Source organism: Methyloceanibacter sp., from assembly GCF_050728395.1.
Lineage (GTDB): Bacteria > Pseudomonadota > Alphaproteobacteria > Rhizobiales > Methyloligellaceae > Methyloceanibacter.
In genome coordinates, this window is record NZ_JBOHJB010000035.1 from 1 (window position 1) to 16,095 (window position 16,095).

The 16,095-nt window shown below is 63.9% G+C and carries 15 protein-coding genes; 7 read left to right on the forward strand and 8 right to left on the reverse strand.

The genetic code is table 11. From position 1 onward, the window contains the following. The 4 genes from ACREC7_RS08220 to ACREC7_RS08235 all read right to left on the reverse strand — a co-directional run. Window positions 1-1,547: class I tRNA ligase family protein (locus tag ACREC7_RS08220; protein ID WP_431555225.1), on the reverse strand; the 1,547-nt coding region annotated here is incomplete at its 3' end. Between the two features lie 424 nt (window positions 1,548-1,971). Next, entirely contained in the window at window positions 1,972-2,961 is a 990-nt protein-coding gene (locus ACREC7_RS08225) for a bifunctional riboflavin kinase/FAD synthetase (protein WP_431555198.1), read from the reverse strand. Between the two features lie 93 nt (window positions 2,962-3,054). Further along, entirely contained in the window at window positions 3,055-3,507 is a 453-nt protein-coding gene (locus tag ACREC7_RS08230; protein ID WP_431555199.1) for a MaoC family dehydratase, read from the reverse strand. An 87-nt stretch (window positions 3,508-3,594) separates the two neighbouring features. Beyond that, complete coding sequence (locus tag ACREC7_RS08235; protein ID WP_431555200.1) at window positions 3,595-4,461, reverse strand: TIGR01459 family HAD-type hydrolase; 867 nt, start codon at window positions 4,459-4,461, stop codon at window positions 3,595-3,597. Window positions 4,462-4,610: 149 nt separating this feature from the next. Between ACREC7_RS08235 and ACREC7_RS08240 the strand changes: the two genes are divergently transcribed. Both ACREC7_RS08240 and ACREC7_RS08245 read left to right on the forward strand, forming a co-directional pair. Continuing rightward, window positions 4,611-4,886, forward strand: coding sequence for a hypothetical protein (locus ACREC7_RS08240; RefSeq protein WP_431555201.1), 276 nt, complete (start codon window positions 4,611-4,613; stop codon window positions 4,884-4,886). A 224-nt stretch (window positions 4,887-5,110) separates the two neighbouring features. Then, the gene (locus ACREC7_RS08245; protein WP_431555202.1) at window positions 5,111-5,437 is read left to right on the forward strand and encodes a hypothetical protein; all 327 of its coding nucleotides are present in this window, start codon (window positions 5,111-5,113) and stop codon (window positions 5,435-5,437) included. Between the two features lie 46 nt (window positions 5,438-5,483). Here ACREC7_RS08245 and ACREC7_RS08250 read toward each other — a convergent pair whose 3' ends face one another. Next, entirely contained in the window at window positions 5,484-7,133 is a 1,650-nt protein-coding gene (locus tag ACREC7_RS08250; protein ID WP_431555203.1) for an EAL domain-containing protein, read from the reverse strand. 254 nt (window positions 7,134-7,387) lie between these two features. Here ACREC7_RS08250 and ACREC7_RS08255 point away from each other — a divergent pair, with 254 nt between their 5' ends. From ACREC7_RS08255 to ACREC7_RS08275, 5 genes are all read left to right on the forward strand, one after another. Continuing rightward, window positions 7,388-7,831, forward strand: coding sequence for a hypothetical protein (locus tag ACREC7_RS08255; RefSeq protein ID WP_431555204.1), 444 nt, complete (start codon window positions 7,388-7,390; stop codon window positions 7,829-7,831). Between the two features lie 87 nt (window positions 7,832-7,918). Then, window positions 7,919-8,920 carry an aldo/keto reductase gene (locus ACREC7_RS08260; protein WP_431555205.1) on the forward strand — a complete coding sequence of 334 codons (1,002 nt, stop codon included), beginning with the start codon at window positions 7,919-7,921 and terminating at the stop codon, window positions 8,918-8,920. 236 nt (window positions 8,921-9,156) lie between these two features. Beyond that, on the forward strand, window positions 9,157-9,444 hold the full coding sequence (locus tag ACREC7_RS08265; protein ID WP_431555206.1) for a co-chaperone GroES: 288 nt from the start codon (window positions 9,157-9,159) through the stop codon (window positions 9,442-9,444). Between the two features lie 139 nt (window positions 9,445-9,583). Then, window positions 9,584-11,221, forward strand: coding sequence for a chaperonin GroEL (gene groL / locus ACREC7_RS08270; RefSeq protein WP_431555207.1), 1,638 nt, complete (start codon window positions 9,584-9,586; stop codon window positions 11,219-11,221). 182 nt (window positions 11,222-11,403) lie between these two features. Continuing rightward, window positions 11,404-13,239: an ABC transporter ATP-binding protein/permease gene (locus ACREC7_RS08275; protein ID WP_431555208.1), complete on the forward strand. Its 1,836-nt coding sequence runs from the start codon at window positions 11,404-11,406 to the stop codon at window positions 13,237-13,239. A 10-nt stretch (window positions 13,240-13,249) separates the two neighbouring features. Here ACREC7_RS08275 and ACREC7_RS08280 read toward each other — a convergent pair whose 3' ends face one another. From ACREC7_RS08280 to ACREC7_RS08290, 3 genes are read right to left on the reverse strand one after another with little or no spacing between them, the layout of a single operon-like run. After that, window positions 13,250-13,966, reverse strand: a complete 717-nt coding sequence (locus tag ACREC7_RS08280) for a histidine phosphatase family protein (protein WP_431555209.1) — start codon at window positions 13,964-13,966, stop codon at window positions 13,250-13,252. 31 nt (window positions 13,967-13,997) lie between these two features. Beyond that, entirely contained in the window at window positions 13,998-14,699 is a 702-nt protein-coding gene (gene hisG, locus ACREC7_RS08285; protein ID WP_431555210.1) for an ATP phosphoribosyltransferase, read from the reverse strand. After that, entirely contained in the window at window positions 14,699-15,871 is a 1,173-nt protein-coding gene (locus ACREC7_RS08290; protein WP_431555211.1) for an ATP phosphoribosyltransferase regulatory subunit, read from the reverse strand. The genes hisG and ACREC7_RS08290 overlap by 1 nt, the downstream gene beginning before the upstream one ends. Between the last annotated feature and the right edge of the window lie 224 nt (window positions 15,872-16,095).

Genomic DNA, 16,095 nt, shown 5'->3' on the forward strand with positions numbered 1-16,095 from the left:
CCCCAGGCGCGCTGACGCGACACCACCCAATCCGGCCGCGTCTCGACCATGCCGGTGATGCGGTTCTCGCCTTGCGGCGGCACCCATTTCGTCTCGCCGATGGCTTTGAGGGCGCGCTGCCGCAGCGTATCGCCACCGTCGATACCGTCGTCCATCGCAATGAACCATTGCGGCGTGTTGCGGAAGATCACCGGCTTCTTCGAGCGCCAGGAATGCGGATAGTCGTGGCGGAGCCGCCCGCGGGCGATCAGCGCGTTGGCGTCGATCAGAGCTTTGATGACGGCTTCATTGGCGTCGCCGAAATTGCCCTTGTCGTCGATGACGCGTTTTCCTTCGAAGCCGGGCGCTTCCTTGGTGAAGTAACCGTCGGCATCGACGGTGAAGGGGATCGTGGCGTCGATGCCCCTACCCACTAAGTCCCAACGATGCTGTTCCCAGATTTCGAAGTCGTCAGTGCCATGCCCCGGCGCGGTGTGGACGAAGCCTGTGCCGGTGTCTTCGGTGACGTGTTCACCCGCCAACATCGGCACGGCGAATTCATAACCTATCTCCGCGAGGGGATGCTTTAACTCCCAAATGCGCCTTGGATTGACGGGACGGTTGCGCTTCCACGCTCCGATGCGAGCCGCCGTTCGCACTGACTCAGCAAGAGCATCCGCAAGAATTAGTCGGTCACCCTTGCGTGCCCAATTGTCCTCGGGTGCTTCCGTAACTTCATAGAGGGAATACGCAATCTCAGGCGAATAGGAGATGGCGCGGTTGCCGGGGATGGTCCAGGGGGTCGTGGTCCATATCACCACTGATGCTCCGAGCAGTTCATCCAAGTTCTCATCAACCGGCCCGTGGAAGGATTTCACAGGAAACTTCACGAAGATCGTGTGGCTGGTGATCTCCTGATATTCGACCTCGGCCTCGGCAAGCGCGGTCTTCTCCACCACCGACCACATCACCGGCTTCGAGCCGCGGTAGAGCAACCCGTTCATGGCGAACTTCATCAGCTCGGCGGCGATGGTGGCTTCGGCGTCAAAGCTCATGGTGGTGTAGGGATGGTCCCAATCGCCCTCGATCCCTAGGCGCTTGAACTCCGCGCGCTGCACCTCGAGCCAAGCTTGCGCGTAAGCGCGGCACTCCTGACGGAAGGCGATCATCGCGGCAGGATCGGAGAGGTCGGGCTTGGTCTTGCCTTTGGCGCGATAATTCTCCTCCTCGATCTTCCACTCGATGGGAAGTCCGTGACAGTCCCAGCCAGGCACGTAGTTGGCGTCCTTGCCCATCATGCTTTGCGAGCGGGTCACGACGTCCTTGAGGATCTTGTTCAGCCCAGTGCCGATATGGATGTTGCCGTTGGCGTAAGGCGGCCCGTCATGCAGGATGAACTTCTCCCGCCCCATGGCCTCTTCGCGCAGGCGGTCGTAGAGGCGAAGCTTCTGCCAGTGCTCGAGCATTTTAGGTTCGCGCTCGGGCAACCCGGCCTTCATCGGGAAGTCGGTCTTGGGCAGGAACAAGGTCGCGCTCCAATCCCGCCCGATCTGCGGGGGCCGAGGCATTGTTCTCGTCCCTGGCGGCGATGGCTTTTTGACTTGAGCTTTGCTGACCGGCTGAGCCTTCGGCTTGGCCGTCGCCTCAGGCCTGGCAGCGGGTCTCGCTTTGGCCCTAGCTTTAGCGGGTGGCTTGCGATGCGCCGTCTTCGCCGATTTCAGCTTGGGGGCGGCTCTTAAAGATTTCGGCTTTGACGCGGGGCGTTTGGCGGTCTTGGCCTTGGCGGTCTTGGCCTTGGCAGTCTTAGACTTGGCGGCCGGCTTTACCGATTTCGCTCGCGCCGCCGCCTTGGCGCTAGGCTTGGCGGCGCGCTTCGGCCTGGCGCGCGAGGAAGGTTTTTTGTTTTTGCTTTTCGCCATGAGACCTTGTTTCCGCCCATTGCCCTGCGCATGCCGGGCGCCATGCCCCGCGGGGTTCTAGCAACGCGCCCTCTTACAATCCAGTGCCGCTCGAAAGTGCCTGCCCGAGAGGAAACCGCGCCATGGGATCGCAGCCTTCGATCACCATGAGAAGTGTGCGAACTTGTGCGCAGTCGTGCCGCATCTGCGCGGCAAGCGCCTCTCCGTCGGCGAAGGCGGCGTCGTGACGGAGCTTCTCGATGAACTCGACTTCGATCTCCTCGCCGTAGAGATCGCCCTCGAAATCCAAGAGATAGGCTTCGAGCACCGGCTTGTCGCCGCCGAAGGTCGGACGCGGGCCGACATAGCCGGCTGCGGCGTAGCACTGCTCGTTGTGCGCGACCCTCACCGCGTAGATGCCGTGGGCGACATCTTGTCCTTCGGCCAGCGGCAGATTGACGGTGGGGAAGCCGAGCCCCTTGCCGCGGCCGGCGCCGCGCTCGACCGTGCCGCGCACCCGCCACCAATAGCCGAGCTGCTCGGCGGCCTCGACCGTCTCGCCCTGGCGGAGATAGTCGCGCACCCTGCTCGATGAGAAGACCACTCCGTCATTGACCACCGGCTCGACGATGTCGACGCCAAAGCCGAGCGTCTTGCCAAGCGACTTGAGCTCGGCAGACGTGCCGGTGCGGCCCTTGCCATAGGTAAAGTCGTAACCGACCACGACATGGGCAGCGCCAAGCCCCTTCTTCACCACCTCGGAGGCGAATTCCTCCGCACCCAAGCCGGACAGCTCGGGGCCGAACTCGATGACGAACGTCTCGTCGAGCCCGAGCGCTTCGAGCAGCTCGAGCTTCACCGGCAGCGGGGTCAGGCGAAAGAACGGCTGATCGGGTGCGAAGAACTCGCGCGGGTGCGGCTCGAACACCACGGCCCCGGAGCGCCTGCCCATTTCCTTGGCGAGATCGCGGGCGCGGCCGAGGACCGCCTGATGGCCGCGATGGACGCCATCGAAATTGCCAATGGCGAGCACCGCGCCTTTTGCCTGCGCAGGTACGTCCCGCCAGCCGGTGACGACGTCCATCCTAGTGTCCTTATCAATGCGCTATCGCTCCGCTATTTGAGCGCAAGCGAACGGCTGTCGCTGCGCTGCTCAAGCGCGGAGACGACGATGAGGTTACGACCGCTCGCGGCGAGGTACCATCATCACGGCCTCGCCGTCCAACACGCTCTTGCCGTTGACGGCGGCCTGCATGGCGAGCACGGCCCTTCCCTTCTCCGGGTCGAGGCTCGTGATCTTGCCCGTCGCCACCACCTCATCGCCGATATGCACGGGTGCGCGGAATTTGAGGCTCTGGGAGAGATAAATGCATCCGGGCCCCGGCAGCTTGGTGCCAAGCACGGTTGAGAACAGGCTCGCGGTGAGAAAGCCATGGGCGATGCGCTGCTTGAACATGGTCCCCGCGGCATAGTCATCGTCGAGGTGCACCGGATTGGTGTCGCCCGACAGACCGGCGAAGGCCAAGATGTCGTCGTTGGTGATCTTCTTGGCGTAGCTCGCCTCCATGCCGACGGCGAGATCCTCGAAGAAATAGCCCTTGGTCGTAGCCCCGTTGCCATTCGTGGTCATTACTCGCCCCTGCTCCTGATTTCGCATTCGCGAAAATAGCGAAGCCTTTGTTGCACTGCAATAAATAAGGATTGTCTGTCTCTGGGGCTACCAAGCGAGCGCCGGCATCGCTGCGCGCGGGGGCTTGCGGCCCTCGAACAGCTCGGCGAGGCGAAGATCGTCGAGCCCCTCGCCGCCGGGCCCGACATGCAGTCCGCTCGCCACGAACACGGCGTCGAGGCCGAAATCGGTGGCGCCCGCCATGTCGGTGTGGATGCCGTCGCCGATGGCCAGGATCTCGCTCCGAGGCACCATTCGCCCGGCGCGTGAGGCGATGATCTCGGCGGCAAGCTGGTAGATCGGCGCGTAGGGCTTGCCGGCATAGATCACCGCGCCGCCATCTTCGGCATAGAGCTGCGCAAGCGCACCGGCGCAATAGACGAGCTTGTGGCCGCGCTCGACCAGATGATCGGGATTGGCGCAGAGCATGGTGAGCTTCCGCGCGGCGAGCTCACGCAACAGGCCTTCATAGTCCTCAGGCGTCTCGGTCTCGTCATTGAACAGGCCGGTGCAGACGATGAGCTCGGCGTTCCCAGCATCGACGCGCGTGACGTCGATGCCGTCGAAGATCGGCAGGTCGCGCTCAGGTCCGAGATGGAAGATGCGGGCGCCGGCGTGCTTGACAAGCTCGTGGCGGGTGAGATCGCCGGACGACACGGTGGCGTCATAGCTCTGATCGGTAACGCCGAGGCTGCGCAATTGGCGCTGCAGGCCCTCGCTCGGCCGCGGCGAGTTGGAGAGGAGCACGACGATACCGCCCTGCTCGCGGAAGCGGCGCGTGGCATCGACGGCTGCTGGAAAGGCGCGCACGCCATTATGCATCACGCCCCAAATATCGACGAGCCAGGCGGCGTAGCCTTTGCTGAGCTCGCCGATGGAGTCGAGCACCGGAATGGTGTCAGCGCTGATGGTCATGGGCTCCCCTAGAGGCTTGGGCCGAGGGGGTCAAGGCAACGGGTGTCCGCCCCCTCCAGTCTCTCACTTTCTTGTGAAGGCGAGATTGCACCCTGTGGGCCAAGCCCCCAGATACCCCCAGCCGAGGGAGGGGTCGGCAATAGGAGATCATGATGCCTCACCTTCCCAGACTGCCGAAATTGATGGCTTTGGCCGCTTCGGCCGTATTCGCAGCATTGCTATTCGCAGGTTCAGGCCAGGCCGAGGCGGGCTACTACCAGCCTTCCCATCGGTACTATGCCCCGAATTATGGCTATCGGGACTATCCGGCCTATGGCGGCTACGGCTACCGGAATTACGGTAACGGCCATGACGAGATCCGCGAGCTGCAAAGGCTGTTTCCGTCGACCAATTGGCCGCCAAGCATGCGGTATTATTCCTACTAGGCTTCCTAGGCTTCAGGAATACGGGCGCGGCGCTCTAAAGGCGCCGGCTCGTCTTTTGACGACTTTAGACCTGCGCGTTTCTGTGGCGCCGCAGGCGTTTACGCATGCTTGACGCCAACTCGGGCCGGGAGTTGCTTTTTTGCACGCGCTGTGTCTCCCTCTTGCCGCCCTCCATCGCCGCAGTCGACTGCGGTTTCCCAACGGAGCGGTTAGGGAGATTGAATATGCTTTATCGTCTTTTGACCGCCGGCGCGGCGGTCTGCGCGCTTACCCTTCTCGGTTTCACCGGGCAGGCCGATGCCACCACGCGGCTGATGCTCAAAGCCTCGCCAAGCCTCACCATTCTCGCGGCGGACGAGGAAAACCCCGAAGTGCAGAATTTGCTCGAGCCTGAGTCCGATAACGGCCAACCAGGCGGTGGCGATGCCACGCCCGCTCCCGCTCCGAAGCCTGGCGCTGAGATGAAACCCGCCGGGGAGATGCAGGCCAAGCCGGAAGGCGGTGGCGGCGACAGCGAAAATAAAGAGATCGACAAGGAAGAGGGCAAATAGCCCTAGCCTTCACGCCGACGCGCCGTCGCCCAAAGGGTGACGGCGCCTACGCCGCGTCAACCTCGGCAAGCTCGCGGAACATCTCGGGCGTCACCGGCCTCGGCCGCGCGAAGAGATCGCCTTGCGCGAGATCGACGCCATAGTTCATGAGGCGTTCGAGGCTCGCCTCGTCGTCGACCTTCTCCACGATCAGCTTGAGATCGAAGCGGTCGAGATGACTCGGCATGTCGGCAGCCGGGATGCCTGTCCGCGCCTCTCCCACATCGTGCAGTAGAGTTTTCGCCTCGATCTTGACGTAGCGGAAGAAGTGATCGCGGAGCGCAGCGAAATCGACGTCGAGATCGGCGACGTGGTCGAGCGAGAACACGAAGCCGAGCTTGCCGAGGGTCTTGAGACCGGCAAGCTCATCGGCGCCGATATCGAGCACGGCACGCTGACTCAGTTGGAAAGTGAGACTGTCGGCAAGGGTGCTGTTCTCCTCCATGAACTCGACGAGCTCGGGGAAGAAATCGTGGTCGAGGAGCGACTGGGCGGAGAGATTGCAGAACACGCCCTTGAGCCGCGAGTCGGGTCCCAGGCGGCGCAGCAGCTGCACGCATTTGACCAGCATCACATTGTCGATACGCGGCATGAGGTGCTCGCGCTCGGCAAGATGCAGATAGTTGCCGGGCGGCATGAACTCGTCGTCGCCGGTGCGAATGCGGGTGGTGGCGTCGTAGAAGCGGAGCTTCCGGTCGGGCAAAGTCACGATCGGCTGGAGATAGAGGTCGACCCGGTTCCCGTCGATGGCCTCGCGCAAATCTCCCAGCATGGCCGCATCGGAAGCGACTTCATCGACGACCGGCGCGGGCTCCGGTGTGACAATAGCGGCATCGGTGGCGGCCTCGGCGACCCTGGCGACGTCGGGCGCGGCCTCGGTGACGATCACCACCTCTTGGGTGACGACGGTCGCTTCATCGGCGAGGAGGTCAACCGCAGCCTTGTCCTCTTCCTCGGCAAAGTCGTCATCGGCAAATTGTATCGGCTCGTCTCCCAGCTCCGCCAGGCTCACGCGCTCCAAGCGCTCCTCAAGCCGCAGCGGGATTTCCGAGGTCTCGTTCAGCTCCTCAGCGGCCGCGGCGGCGAAGGCAGGCGATGCCGCCATCAACTCGTGCGAAAGATCCTTGATCAAGCCTTCCAGCGACTTGAGCTCGGCGCCGATCTCGTCGCGCTGCGCCCTCGCTTGCGCGGCGAAATCCGTGCGCAGCACATCGAGGCGGCCGCGCAACTGCTCCACGTCTTGCGTGAGGCGGTCGACAACAGGGGCGCTGACGCCGGTCGCCGGCACGCCGCCGCCATATTCGGAGATAGCCTGGTCGAGACGCTCGACCCGGTCGGTCAAGAGATCGAGCCGTGCCACGTCGTCCTCGACCTGATCGATACGCTGCAAGTCGCCGTCGAGGACCACAAGGGCTTCTTCGAGCTCGTCGAGGCGGCCGGCGACGGTGGCGGAGCGGGCCTGGCGCGTGATCACGTAATGCGAGGACGCCATGACGATAAACAGCGCGGCTCCGGCAATGACGCCGGCCATCATGTCGATACCCGAATTGATGATGAGACCGGCGGCGAAGGCGGCCGCGGTCACCGCCATGGCGATGAGGACGACCACATCGAGCAGGCCAAAACGCCCGGAAGCAGCGTTCGATCTAGACGTCATGGCTCTTCACTTCGGCTCTGGCCGGTCCCTCAGGGCAGTGCCCGCGCCAGCACGCCAACGACAAGCATAAATGAAGATCGGCAATGCTCAAGTCTAAGAGCAGTCGCCCTGGCCGCCAAGACGATAAACCCGGCGCATGGGAAAGACCAGATGGCGGTTATCTGCAGCTTCTCCATGCGCATGATGGCGGAGGCCGGCCGCTAGGCTCTCTCCGGCTGGCGCGGCTTTCGCCGCCGTGACACACTCCGCCCGCTATGTCCGATGAAGACTCAATCAGTTCGCCCGACGAGATTGCGGTCCTCCAGGCCTATATCGATCTGATCAATTCGGAGCGGGAAGCCATCTGGGCGCGCCATAACGCGCTGCTCGTGGCCAATTCGCTGATCATCGGCGCTCTGGCCATCAGCCCTACGGCGCTGTGGGAGAACAAATGGGCGGCTCTCGGCATGATCGGCGCCGGGGTTCTCATTAGCGCTGCGTGGCTTCTGATCACGGTGGAGGGATGGTCGGCGATGAAGCGGCATGCCGACCGTGCGAGAACATTCGCCTTGGCTCACTTCAAGCATCTGCCGAATGCGCTCGACGAGACCCTGTGCGATCGCGCACAGACGAACATTCATCACCTCATCTTGCTGGTGATCGGGGTCTTCGTGCTTATGTATCTAGGGTTGGGCTATATCCGCCTCGTCTCGGCCTGAGCGACGACGCCTGCGTCAATGCGCGGCTGCGTTCTATTCACTCAGCGCCTACATTGAGCGGCAGCGTTTGGTCACGGAGTAACAATCATGAACCGTAGAAGGCTCGGCACCACGGGGCCCGAGGTCTCGGCCATCGGGCTTGGCTGCATGGGAATGTCGGATTTTTACGGCCCGGCCGACCGCGGCGAGAGCATCGCTACCATCCACGCCGCTCTCGATGCCGGCATCAATCTGCTCGACACCGGCGATTTCTACGGCATGGGCCACAACGAGATGCTGATCCGCGAGGCGCTTGCCGGGCGAAACCGCGACAATGTCGTCATCAGCGTCAAGTTCGGCGCGCTCCGCGACGTAGCAGGGAATTGGCTGGGCTACGATGCGCGGCCGCCCGCAGTAAAGAACTTCCTCAGCTATTCGCTGCGCAGGCTCAGCACCGACTACATCGACATCTACCGACCGGCACGGCTCGACCCGACTGTGCCGATCGAAGACACGGTGGGCGTGATCGCCGATATGGTGAAGGCGGGTTACGTGCGCCACATCGGACTGTCGGAGGTCGGAGCGGACACCATTCGCCGCGCCGCGGCAGTGCATCCGATCTGTGATCTGCAGATCGAATATTCGCTGATCTCGCGCGGCATCGAGGAGGAGATCTTGCCGACCTGCCGCGCGCTCGGTGTCGGCATCACCGCCTATGGCGTGCTGTCGCGCGGGTTGATCAGCGGACATTGGTCGAAGGCGCGCGGAGGCGAGCGCGATTTTCGTGCCAACGCCCCACGCTTTCAGGGCGCCAATCTCGATGCCAATCTTGCTCTGGTCGATGCGATCAAGGGAATCGCCGAGGGCATCGGAGCGTCGGTGGCGCAAGTGGCCATCGCCTGGGTGGCGGCGCAAGGACCCGACATCGTGCCGCTCATCGGCGCGCGGCGCCGCGATCGTCTTTCCGAGGCTCTCGGCGCTCTCGACGTCAAGCTTTCGGCGGACGATCTCGCAAAGCTTGCCAAGGCGCTGCCGCCTGGCGCGGCAGCGGGCGAGCGCTATCCGGCGGCAGCACTCGTTCATTTGGACAGCGAGAAGAAGCGCGCCTGATCCTCCAGCGCCGGTAGGCGGCCAGAAAGGTGTTCACCATCCTTCCCACCACGTAGTCGATACGCTTCTCGCTTGGCGGGCCAGCGACATTGAACATCGGCGCCCTGCTTGATCCTTGACAGGCAAAGCGCGTTCCCGCTATCCCCTGGCTGGTAATTTTTGGCACTCGTCTATCTTGAGTGCCAACAACCCCGATCCCATATCAGCGCAAGCGAAGGCATTTCAGGAGGAAAATCATGAAATTTCGGCCGCTCCACGATCGTGTCGTGGTCAAGCGACTCGAGGAGGAGCTCAAGACTAAAGGCGGCATCATCATTCCGGACACGGCGGCCGAGAAGCCGCAGACCGGCAAGGTCGTCGCCGCAGGCCCAGGCGCCAGGGGCGAGGACGGCAAGCTCCAGCCCATGGGAGTGAAGGCCGGCGACAAGGTGCTGTTCGGCAAATGGTCGGGCACCGAAGTCAAGATCGACGGCGAAGAACTCCTGATCATGAAGGAGTCCGACATCATGGGCGTCCTCAGCTGAAGCATTCCTCATCCTGAGCAGCGCCATTCGGGCGCGTCTCGAAGGATGAGACCCCCCTCATATTCGAAGCTCACCCTTCGCGACGCAGGCTTCGCCTGATCCGGAAGGTGTGAGGAGACAGAGAAACGGAGAAAGTCAAATGGCAGCCAAAGAAGTAAGATTTTCCGCTGAAGCGCGCGAGCGGATGATGCGGGGCGTCGACATCCTGGCCAATGCGGTCAAGATCACGCTCGGGCCAAAGGGCCGCAACGTCATCCTCGAGAAGTCCTTCGGCGCCCCCCGCTCGACCAAGGACGGCGTCACCGTCGCCAAGGAGATCGAGCTTGAGGATAAGTTCGAGAACATGGGCGCGCAGATGCTGCGCGAGGTGGCCGCGAAGACCAACGACACCGCAGGCGACGGCACCACGACCGCGACCCTGCTCGCCCAGGCCATCGTGCGCGAAGGACTGAAGTCGGTCGCCGCCGGCATGAACCCGATGGATCTGAAGCGCGGCATCGACAAAGCTGTGGCCGAGGTCGTCGCCGGCATCTCCAAGAGCGCGAAGAAGGTGTCAGGCTCGGCCGAGATCGCACAGGTTGGCACTATCTCGGCCAACGGCGAGAAGGCCATCGGCGACATGATCGCCAAGGCCATGCAGAAGGTCGGCAATGAGGGCGTGATCACTGTCGAGGAGGCCAAGAGCCTCGAAAGCGAACTCGAAGTGGTCGAGGGCATGCAGTTCGACCGCGGTTACATTTCCCCCTATTTCATCACCAATGCCGAGAAGATGGTGGCCGAGCTCGAGAGCCCGTACATCCTCATCTACGAGAAGAAGCTCTCGGGCTTGCAGCCTTTGCTTCCCCTGCTCGAGCAGGTGGTGCAGTCGGGCCGTCCGCTGCTCGTCATCGCCGAGGATGTCGAGGGCGAGGCGCTGGCTACGCTCGTGGTCAACAAACTTCGCGGCGGCTTGAAGGTCGCGGCAGTCAAGGCGCCTGGCTTCGGCGACCGCCGCAAGGCCATGCTGCAGGACATCGCCGTCCTGACCGGCGGCGAGATGATCTCCGAGGATCTCGGCATCAAGCTTGAGAACGTCACGGTGCAGATGCTCGGCAAGGCGAAGCGCGTGACCATCACCAAGGACGACACCACCATCGTCGACGGCGCCGGCAAGAAGGCCGACATCGAGGCTCGCATCGGCCAGATCAAGCAGCAGATCGAGGACACCACCTCAGACTACGACAAGGAGAAGCTGCAGGAGCGGCTGGCCAAGCTCGCCGGCGGCGTTGCCGTGATCAAGGTCGGCGGTGCGACCGAAGTCGAGGTGAAGGAGAAGAAGGACCGCGTCGACGATGCGCTGAACGCAACGCGCGCCGCGGTCGAGGAAGGCATCGTCCCTGGCGGCGGCGTCGCGCTTCTGTGGGCGGCGAAGTCGCTGAAGGCCAAGGGCGACAACGACGACCAGGAGGCCGGCATCAACATCGTCCGCAAGGCGCTGCAGGCTCCGATCCGCCAGATCGCCGAGAATGCCGGCGTCGAAGGCTCGATCGTGGTCGGCAAGGTGCTCGAACAGAAGTCGCCGACCTTCGGCTATGACGCCCAAAACAACGAATATGTCGATCTCGTGCAGAAGGGCATCATCGACCCCGCTAAGGTCGTGCGCACGGCGCTGCAGGATGCGGCTTCCGTGGCAGGCCTGCTCGTCACCACAGAGGCGGGCGTCGCCGAAGCGCCGAAGAAGAAGGAAGAGCATAGCCACATGCCGGGCGGCGGCATGGGCGGCATGGACATGATGTAAGCCCTGTAAGGTCTGGCTTAGTTATGCGGAGGGGCGGCCAAGGGCCGCCCCTTTTGCCTTATTTCCACCAGCTCCAACACGCACGGGTTACACAAACGTAATTTCCCAAGAGCCAGCTTGCCCCCTATCGTCCGGGGACGAGAGGCGCCGGGATGCGCCGAAAACCACCTGGAGAAGCCTGATTGGCCGGATTCCGTAATTCAGCCCGCGAGTTCACCCGCATCGCGGTTCCCTATTTCCGCTCGGAGGACGGCGGGCCGGGCCGCGTCCTGCTCGTCACAGTCATCGCGCTTCAGCTCTTCCAGGTCTGGCTGAATGTGCGCTTCAACGCCTGGTACAAGGCGTTCTACGACGCGCTGCAGAACAAGGATTGGGACACCTTCATCTGGCAGCTCGGCGTGTTCAGCGCGCTCGCCGCCTTCTACATCGTCAGCGCCGTGTACCAGCTCTATCTCCAGCAATGGCTGCAGATCAGATGGCGGCGCTGGCTTACCAGCCGCTATCTCGGACGCTGGCTCAGTGACGGCACGCATTATCGCATGCGCCTCAAGGGCGACAGCACTGACGACCCCGATCAGCGCGCCGCCGCTGCTGGCAGCCCCGGACAGCGCCAAAAAGCAGACAATCCTGACCAGCGCATCGCCGACGACATCAGGCTGTTCATCAACAACACGCTCGACATCGGCATCTCGCTGCTCGGCTCCATCGTCACGCTCGTCTCCTTCGTGGTGATTTTATGGAATCTGTCATCCACCTTCCCGCTGGTGATCGGCTCACAGTCCTTCAACATCCCGGGCTATCTCGTCTGGGCGGCGCTGATCTATGCCGTCATCGGCACCTGGGTGACGCATCTCGTCGGCCGCCCGCTGATCAAGCTGAATTACGACCAACAGCTTTATGAGGCCGACTTCCGCTTCTCGCTGGTGCGCTTGCGCGAGAATGCCGAGCAGATCACCCTATTGTCCGGCGAAGCGGCCGAGAAGGAGCGCCTGCTCGACCGCTTCGGACGCGTGGTCGGCAATTGGTACGGCATCATGCAGCGCACCAAGCGGCTGACCTTCTTGACCGCCGGGTATTCGCAAGTCGCCGTCATCTTTCCCTTCATCGTGGTTAGCCCGCTCTATTTCGCAGGCTCGATGATGCTTGGCGGGTTGATGCAGATCGCCTCGGCCTTCGGCCAGGTGCAAGGGGCGCTGTCCTTCTTCGTCAAGGCGTACTCAGACATCGCCGACTGGAAGGCGGTGCTGAACCGGCTTGCCGGCTTCGACGCCTCGATGGACTGGGCCAAGGGGCTCGATGATCGGGCACCGCGAGTCCAGCTCGTCAGCGACGGCGGCCCGGCCATGACCGCCGACGAGCTCACCATCAGCCTGCCAACCGGCCAGGAGATCGTGCACGTGTCAGGTCTTGCCATCGAGCCCGGCGAGCGCGTGCTGGTCACCGGCCCGTCGGGATCGGGCAAGACGAGCCTGTTCCGGGCGCTTGGCGGGGTGTGGCCGTTCGGCGCCGGCACCATCCGCTTCCCGCATGGCGCCAAGCTCCTGGTCTTGCCGCAGAGGCCTTATCTGCCGCTCGGGACGTTGCGCGGGGCGCTTGCCTATCCCGGGCCTGACCACGCCTTCACGCCGGACGAGATTGATGAGGTGCTGGACGCGACCGGGTTAACGCATTTGCGCGATGCGCTCGACGAGACCGCCTATTGGGCCGACCGGCTGTCAATGGGCGAACAGCAGAGGCTGTCGATCGCGCGCGCGCTTCTACAGAAGCCGGACTGGCTGTTTCTCGACGAGGCGACGGCCGCGCTCGACGAGCCGGCCGAAAGCATGCTCTATCGCCTGCTGCTCGAGCGCCTGCCTGACGCCACCATCGTGTCGATCGGCCACCGCTCGAGCCTCGTCGTGTTCCACGATCGCTTCCTCGCGCTGAAGCCGGACGGCAAAGGCCGCCACCGGCTCACGCCGGTTACTCCTGACGAAGGCGCTCGCGACGCCGAGGAGATGGGCCTTAGCCTCGTCTAGGGGGCGAGCCTCACTCGGCGCCCTTCAGGTCGCATTTGCTGTGCGCCGTGAGCCCGTTGGGTGCGCCCCACTCATTGGTCGGCAGCTTCGCATAGCGCCCGTCGAACACCTGCTTCACCATGCGGAAGCCGGTCGGCGCAGCGGAGCTGCCGGCGTAGTCGACGATCCAGAAATAATCGTAATTGCCGCTGGGCCAGGTCTCCGGCACGTCCTTCAGCTTGTCGAGGCCGAGAAGCTGGCGGAGCGTCACCTCTTTGCCGGGGAAGGCGCGTTCGAGCTTATCGCTGGCGATGTGCTTGTGCTCCCACACCATCACCACGGTCTTGCCCTGCCACTCCGGGTTGGACGCGATGTCGTGCGCGGCCTCTTGCGTGCGGCGGTTGAGGACAGCGTCCTTGCCGTCCTCTGGCGTTCCGTCCGGCACCACGGAATAGAGCGTAACCGGCAATTCCCACGACGCGGCGGCGGGCGCGGCAAGCTCGAGCGTGTGTAAGGTGATGGCGAGGATGGCGGCAGGTTCCTCGCCAGCGGCAAACAGCGAGTTTGCGGCGTTGCGGCCAAGATAGTTTGCGGCAAGCGCGTCGGCGCGCTCCTGCCCGACGCCGCAGAGCTTCCAGACGTTGTCCTTCTCACCATGGCGCAGGATGATGATGCGTGACGGCGCGGCGAGCGCCGCATCGAGCTGGCAGCAACAAAGCAGCGCTATCAGCGCGAGACGGGTCACCATTGAAACGCTCCGCATCAACCTCATCCCCTCCTTAGACTTTGGCGAGGCGGTCGAGAATAGCGTCGCGCAAGCCGCGCGCCTCCCCGGTCCAGTCGGCGCGGCGGGCGGCAATGAGATGGGCCTGCGACTTCAAGATCAGGCCATCCTCCAGCACCTTCAAATGATTGGCCCTGAGCGTGGTGCCGGTGGTGGTGATGTCGACGATCAGCTCGGCGGTGCCGGCAGCGGGCGTGCCTTCCGTGGCACCGACGCTCTCCACGATACGGTAGCCGGCGACGCCGGCCTTGGCGAAGAAGCGGCGCGTGAGATTCAGATATTTGGTGGCGACGCGGAGCCGCCTGCCATGCGCCCGTGCAAACTGCGCCGCAACGTCCTCGAGGTCGGCCATGCGCGCGACATCGATCCAGCAATCGGGCACGGCGACGACCACGTCGGCGCGGCCGAAGCCGAGGGGTGCCAAGAATTCCACGCTCTCCTCGACGTTGGGCAGCGTCTCGCGGATCAGATCCTCGCCGGTCACGCCCAGATGGACGCGGCCCGACTCGATCTGATGCACGATCTCGGCGGCGGAGAGGAACGCCACCTCAACACCATCGAGCCCCTGCATCACGCCGCTATAGCCGCGCTCGTGTCCGGTCTTGCGCAAGGCGAGGCCGGCCCGCTCGAACAAAGCGGCGGCGGCGTCCTTGAGACGCCCCTTCGATGGGACGGCGATGGTGAGCGTCGCTGCCATCACGATACCCCCTCGATCGCCGCGAGCAGGCGCTCGGTGTGAATGGCCGAGCCCACCGCCGGAACCTCGCCGGGCGCCCCGACCGAGCGAAGCAGCCCGTCATAGCGGCCGCCGCCGGCGATCGGGCTCGTTCCGTCGCCGCCGGTCTCGATCTGGAACACGAGGCCCGAATAATATTCGAGGTCGCGGCCGAACTCGGTGGCGAAGCTCGCGGCGCCGATGTCGATGCCGCGCTCCTGCAACAGGTCGAAGCGGCGCGAGAGCAGATAGAGCGCGGGGCCAAGGTCGATGCCGGCGCCCTTGGCGATCATGGCGATGCGGTCGATCGCCTCGCGCGGGGACCCTTCGACCGCGAGGTAATAGTCGATGACGGTCGCCACTTCGCGCGGCAGAGGCTCGGCGCGGAGATCTGCGGCGTGGTCGAGCAGGCGCTCGGCGATCTCGCCGAGCGTGCGGTTGCCGGACAAGGGCAGGCCGTTGGCTTCGAGATAATTGCCGACCAACTCCTCGGCGCCGGCCGGATCCTTATCGGCAAGCGTCGCGGCAAACTCGGCGACCGGGCCGTCATTGTTTGTGGCCTCGCCCCTGGCGAGGCGCGACAAGAGCGCATGGAAGGAGGGCGGCCGCCAGAAATAGTGGCGAAGCTTGAGCCGCCAGCGCTCGGGAAGCGATAGCGCGTCGAGCAGTGCATAGAAGAGGGCAATGTCGCCGAAGCGGAAGCGAAACTCTTTCAGGCCGGCGCTGCGTACCGCATCGGCGACGAGCAGCACGACCTCGGCATCGGCGCTGTCGCGGTCGGCGACGCCGAAGCATTCGATGCCCGCCTGGCGGAACTCGCGCGGATGCGTGCCGCTCGCGCCCTTTTGCTGAAAGCGGAAGGCGGGGCCGTTATAGCAATAGCGGGCCGGCGCGTCGGCGCGCGGGTGACGCTCGAGATAAAGCCGCGACACCGGCACGGTGAGATCTGGCCGCAGGCACAGCTCCTCGCCGGAAAGATCGGTGAAGACGTAGGTGCGGCCTCTGATGGCCTCGCCGATCTGATCGAGCAGGACATCGGCCGGCTGGATGATCGAAGGCGCAACCTGCTCGTAGCCGCCCCGCCGGAAGATTTCGAGCAAGGTGGCGGCCTGGGCTTCGAGAGCCTCGAATTTTCGCGCCGATTCCGCAGCCATGGCTTTTCAGCTTGCTCCGCGCCAATCCTCTCCCCAGCGGGGAGAGGACGCAGCGAAGCCGTTTGCTTCGCTGCGGGTGAGGGGGATGCGTCGCGTGCGAATTTCTAAGGCCTTTGCCCCCTCACCCTTTTCGCCATGCGACTTGCGAACGCGACGCGCAACCGCGTCGCGCGCAAGATCGCGGCGGAAAGCCCTCTCCCCAAAGGGGAGAGGAGGAAGCAAAG

Bases quoted from the DNA above. Each gene is read 5' to 3' on its own strand.
- ACREC7_RS08235 (WP_431555200.1), bottom strand. From the start codon at position 4,461: ATGACCATCAGCGCTGACACCATTCCGGTGCTCGACTCCATCGGCGAG.
- ACREC7_RS08290 (WP_431555211.1), bottom strand. From the start codon at position 15,871: ATGGCTGCGGAATCGGCGCGAAAATTCGAGGCTCTCGAAGCCCAGGCC.
- ACREC7_RS08240 (WP_431555201.1), top strand. From the start codon at position 4,611: ATGATGCCTCACCTTCCCAGACTGCCGAAATTGATGGCTTTGGCCGCT.
- hisG (WP_431555210.1), bottom strand. From the start codon at position 14,699: ATGGCAGCGACGCTCACCATCGCCGTCCCATCGAAGGGGCGTCTCAAG.
- ACREC7_RS08260 (WP_431555205.1), top strand. From the start codon at position 7,919: ATGAACCGTAGAAGGCTCGGCACCACGGGGCCCGAGGTCTCGGCCATC.
- ACREC7_RS08245 (WP_431555202.1), top strand. From the start codon at position 5,111: ATGCTTTATCGTCTTTTGACCGCCGGCGCGGCGGTCTGCGCGCTTACC.
- groL (WP_431555207.1), top strand. From the start codon at position 9,584: ATGGCAGCCAAAGAAGTAAGATTTTCCGCTGAAGCGCGCGAGCGGATG.
- ACREC7_RS08225 (WP_431555198.1), bottom strand. From the start codon at position 2,961: ATGGACGTCGTCACCGGCTGGCGGGACGTACCTGCGCAGGCAAAAGGC.
- ACREC7_RS08250 (WP_431555203.1), bottom strand. From the start codon at position 7,133: ATGACGTCTAGATCGAACGCTGCTTCCGGGCGTTTTGGCCTGCTCGAT.
- ACREC7_RS08230 (WP_431555199.1), bottom strand. From the start codon at position 3,507: ATGACCACGAATGGCAACGGGGCTACGACCAAGGGCTATTTCTTCGAG.
- ACREC7_RS08265 (WP_431555206.1), top strand. From the start codon at position 9,157: ATGAAATTTCGGCCGCTCCACGATCGTGTCGTGGTCAAGCGACTCGAG.
- ACREC7_RS08280 (WP_431555209.1), bottom strand. From the start codon at position 13,966: ATGGTGACCCGTCTCGCGCTGATAGCGCTGCTTTGTTGCTGCCAGCTC.
- ACREC7_RS08255 (WP_431555204.1), top strand. From the start codon at position 7,388: ATGTCCGATGAAGACTCAATCAGTTCGCCCGACGAGATTGCGGTCCTC.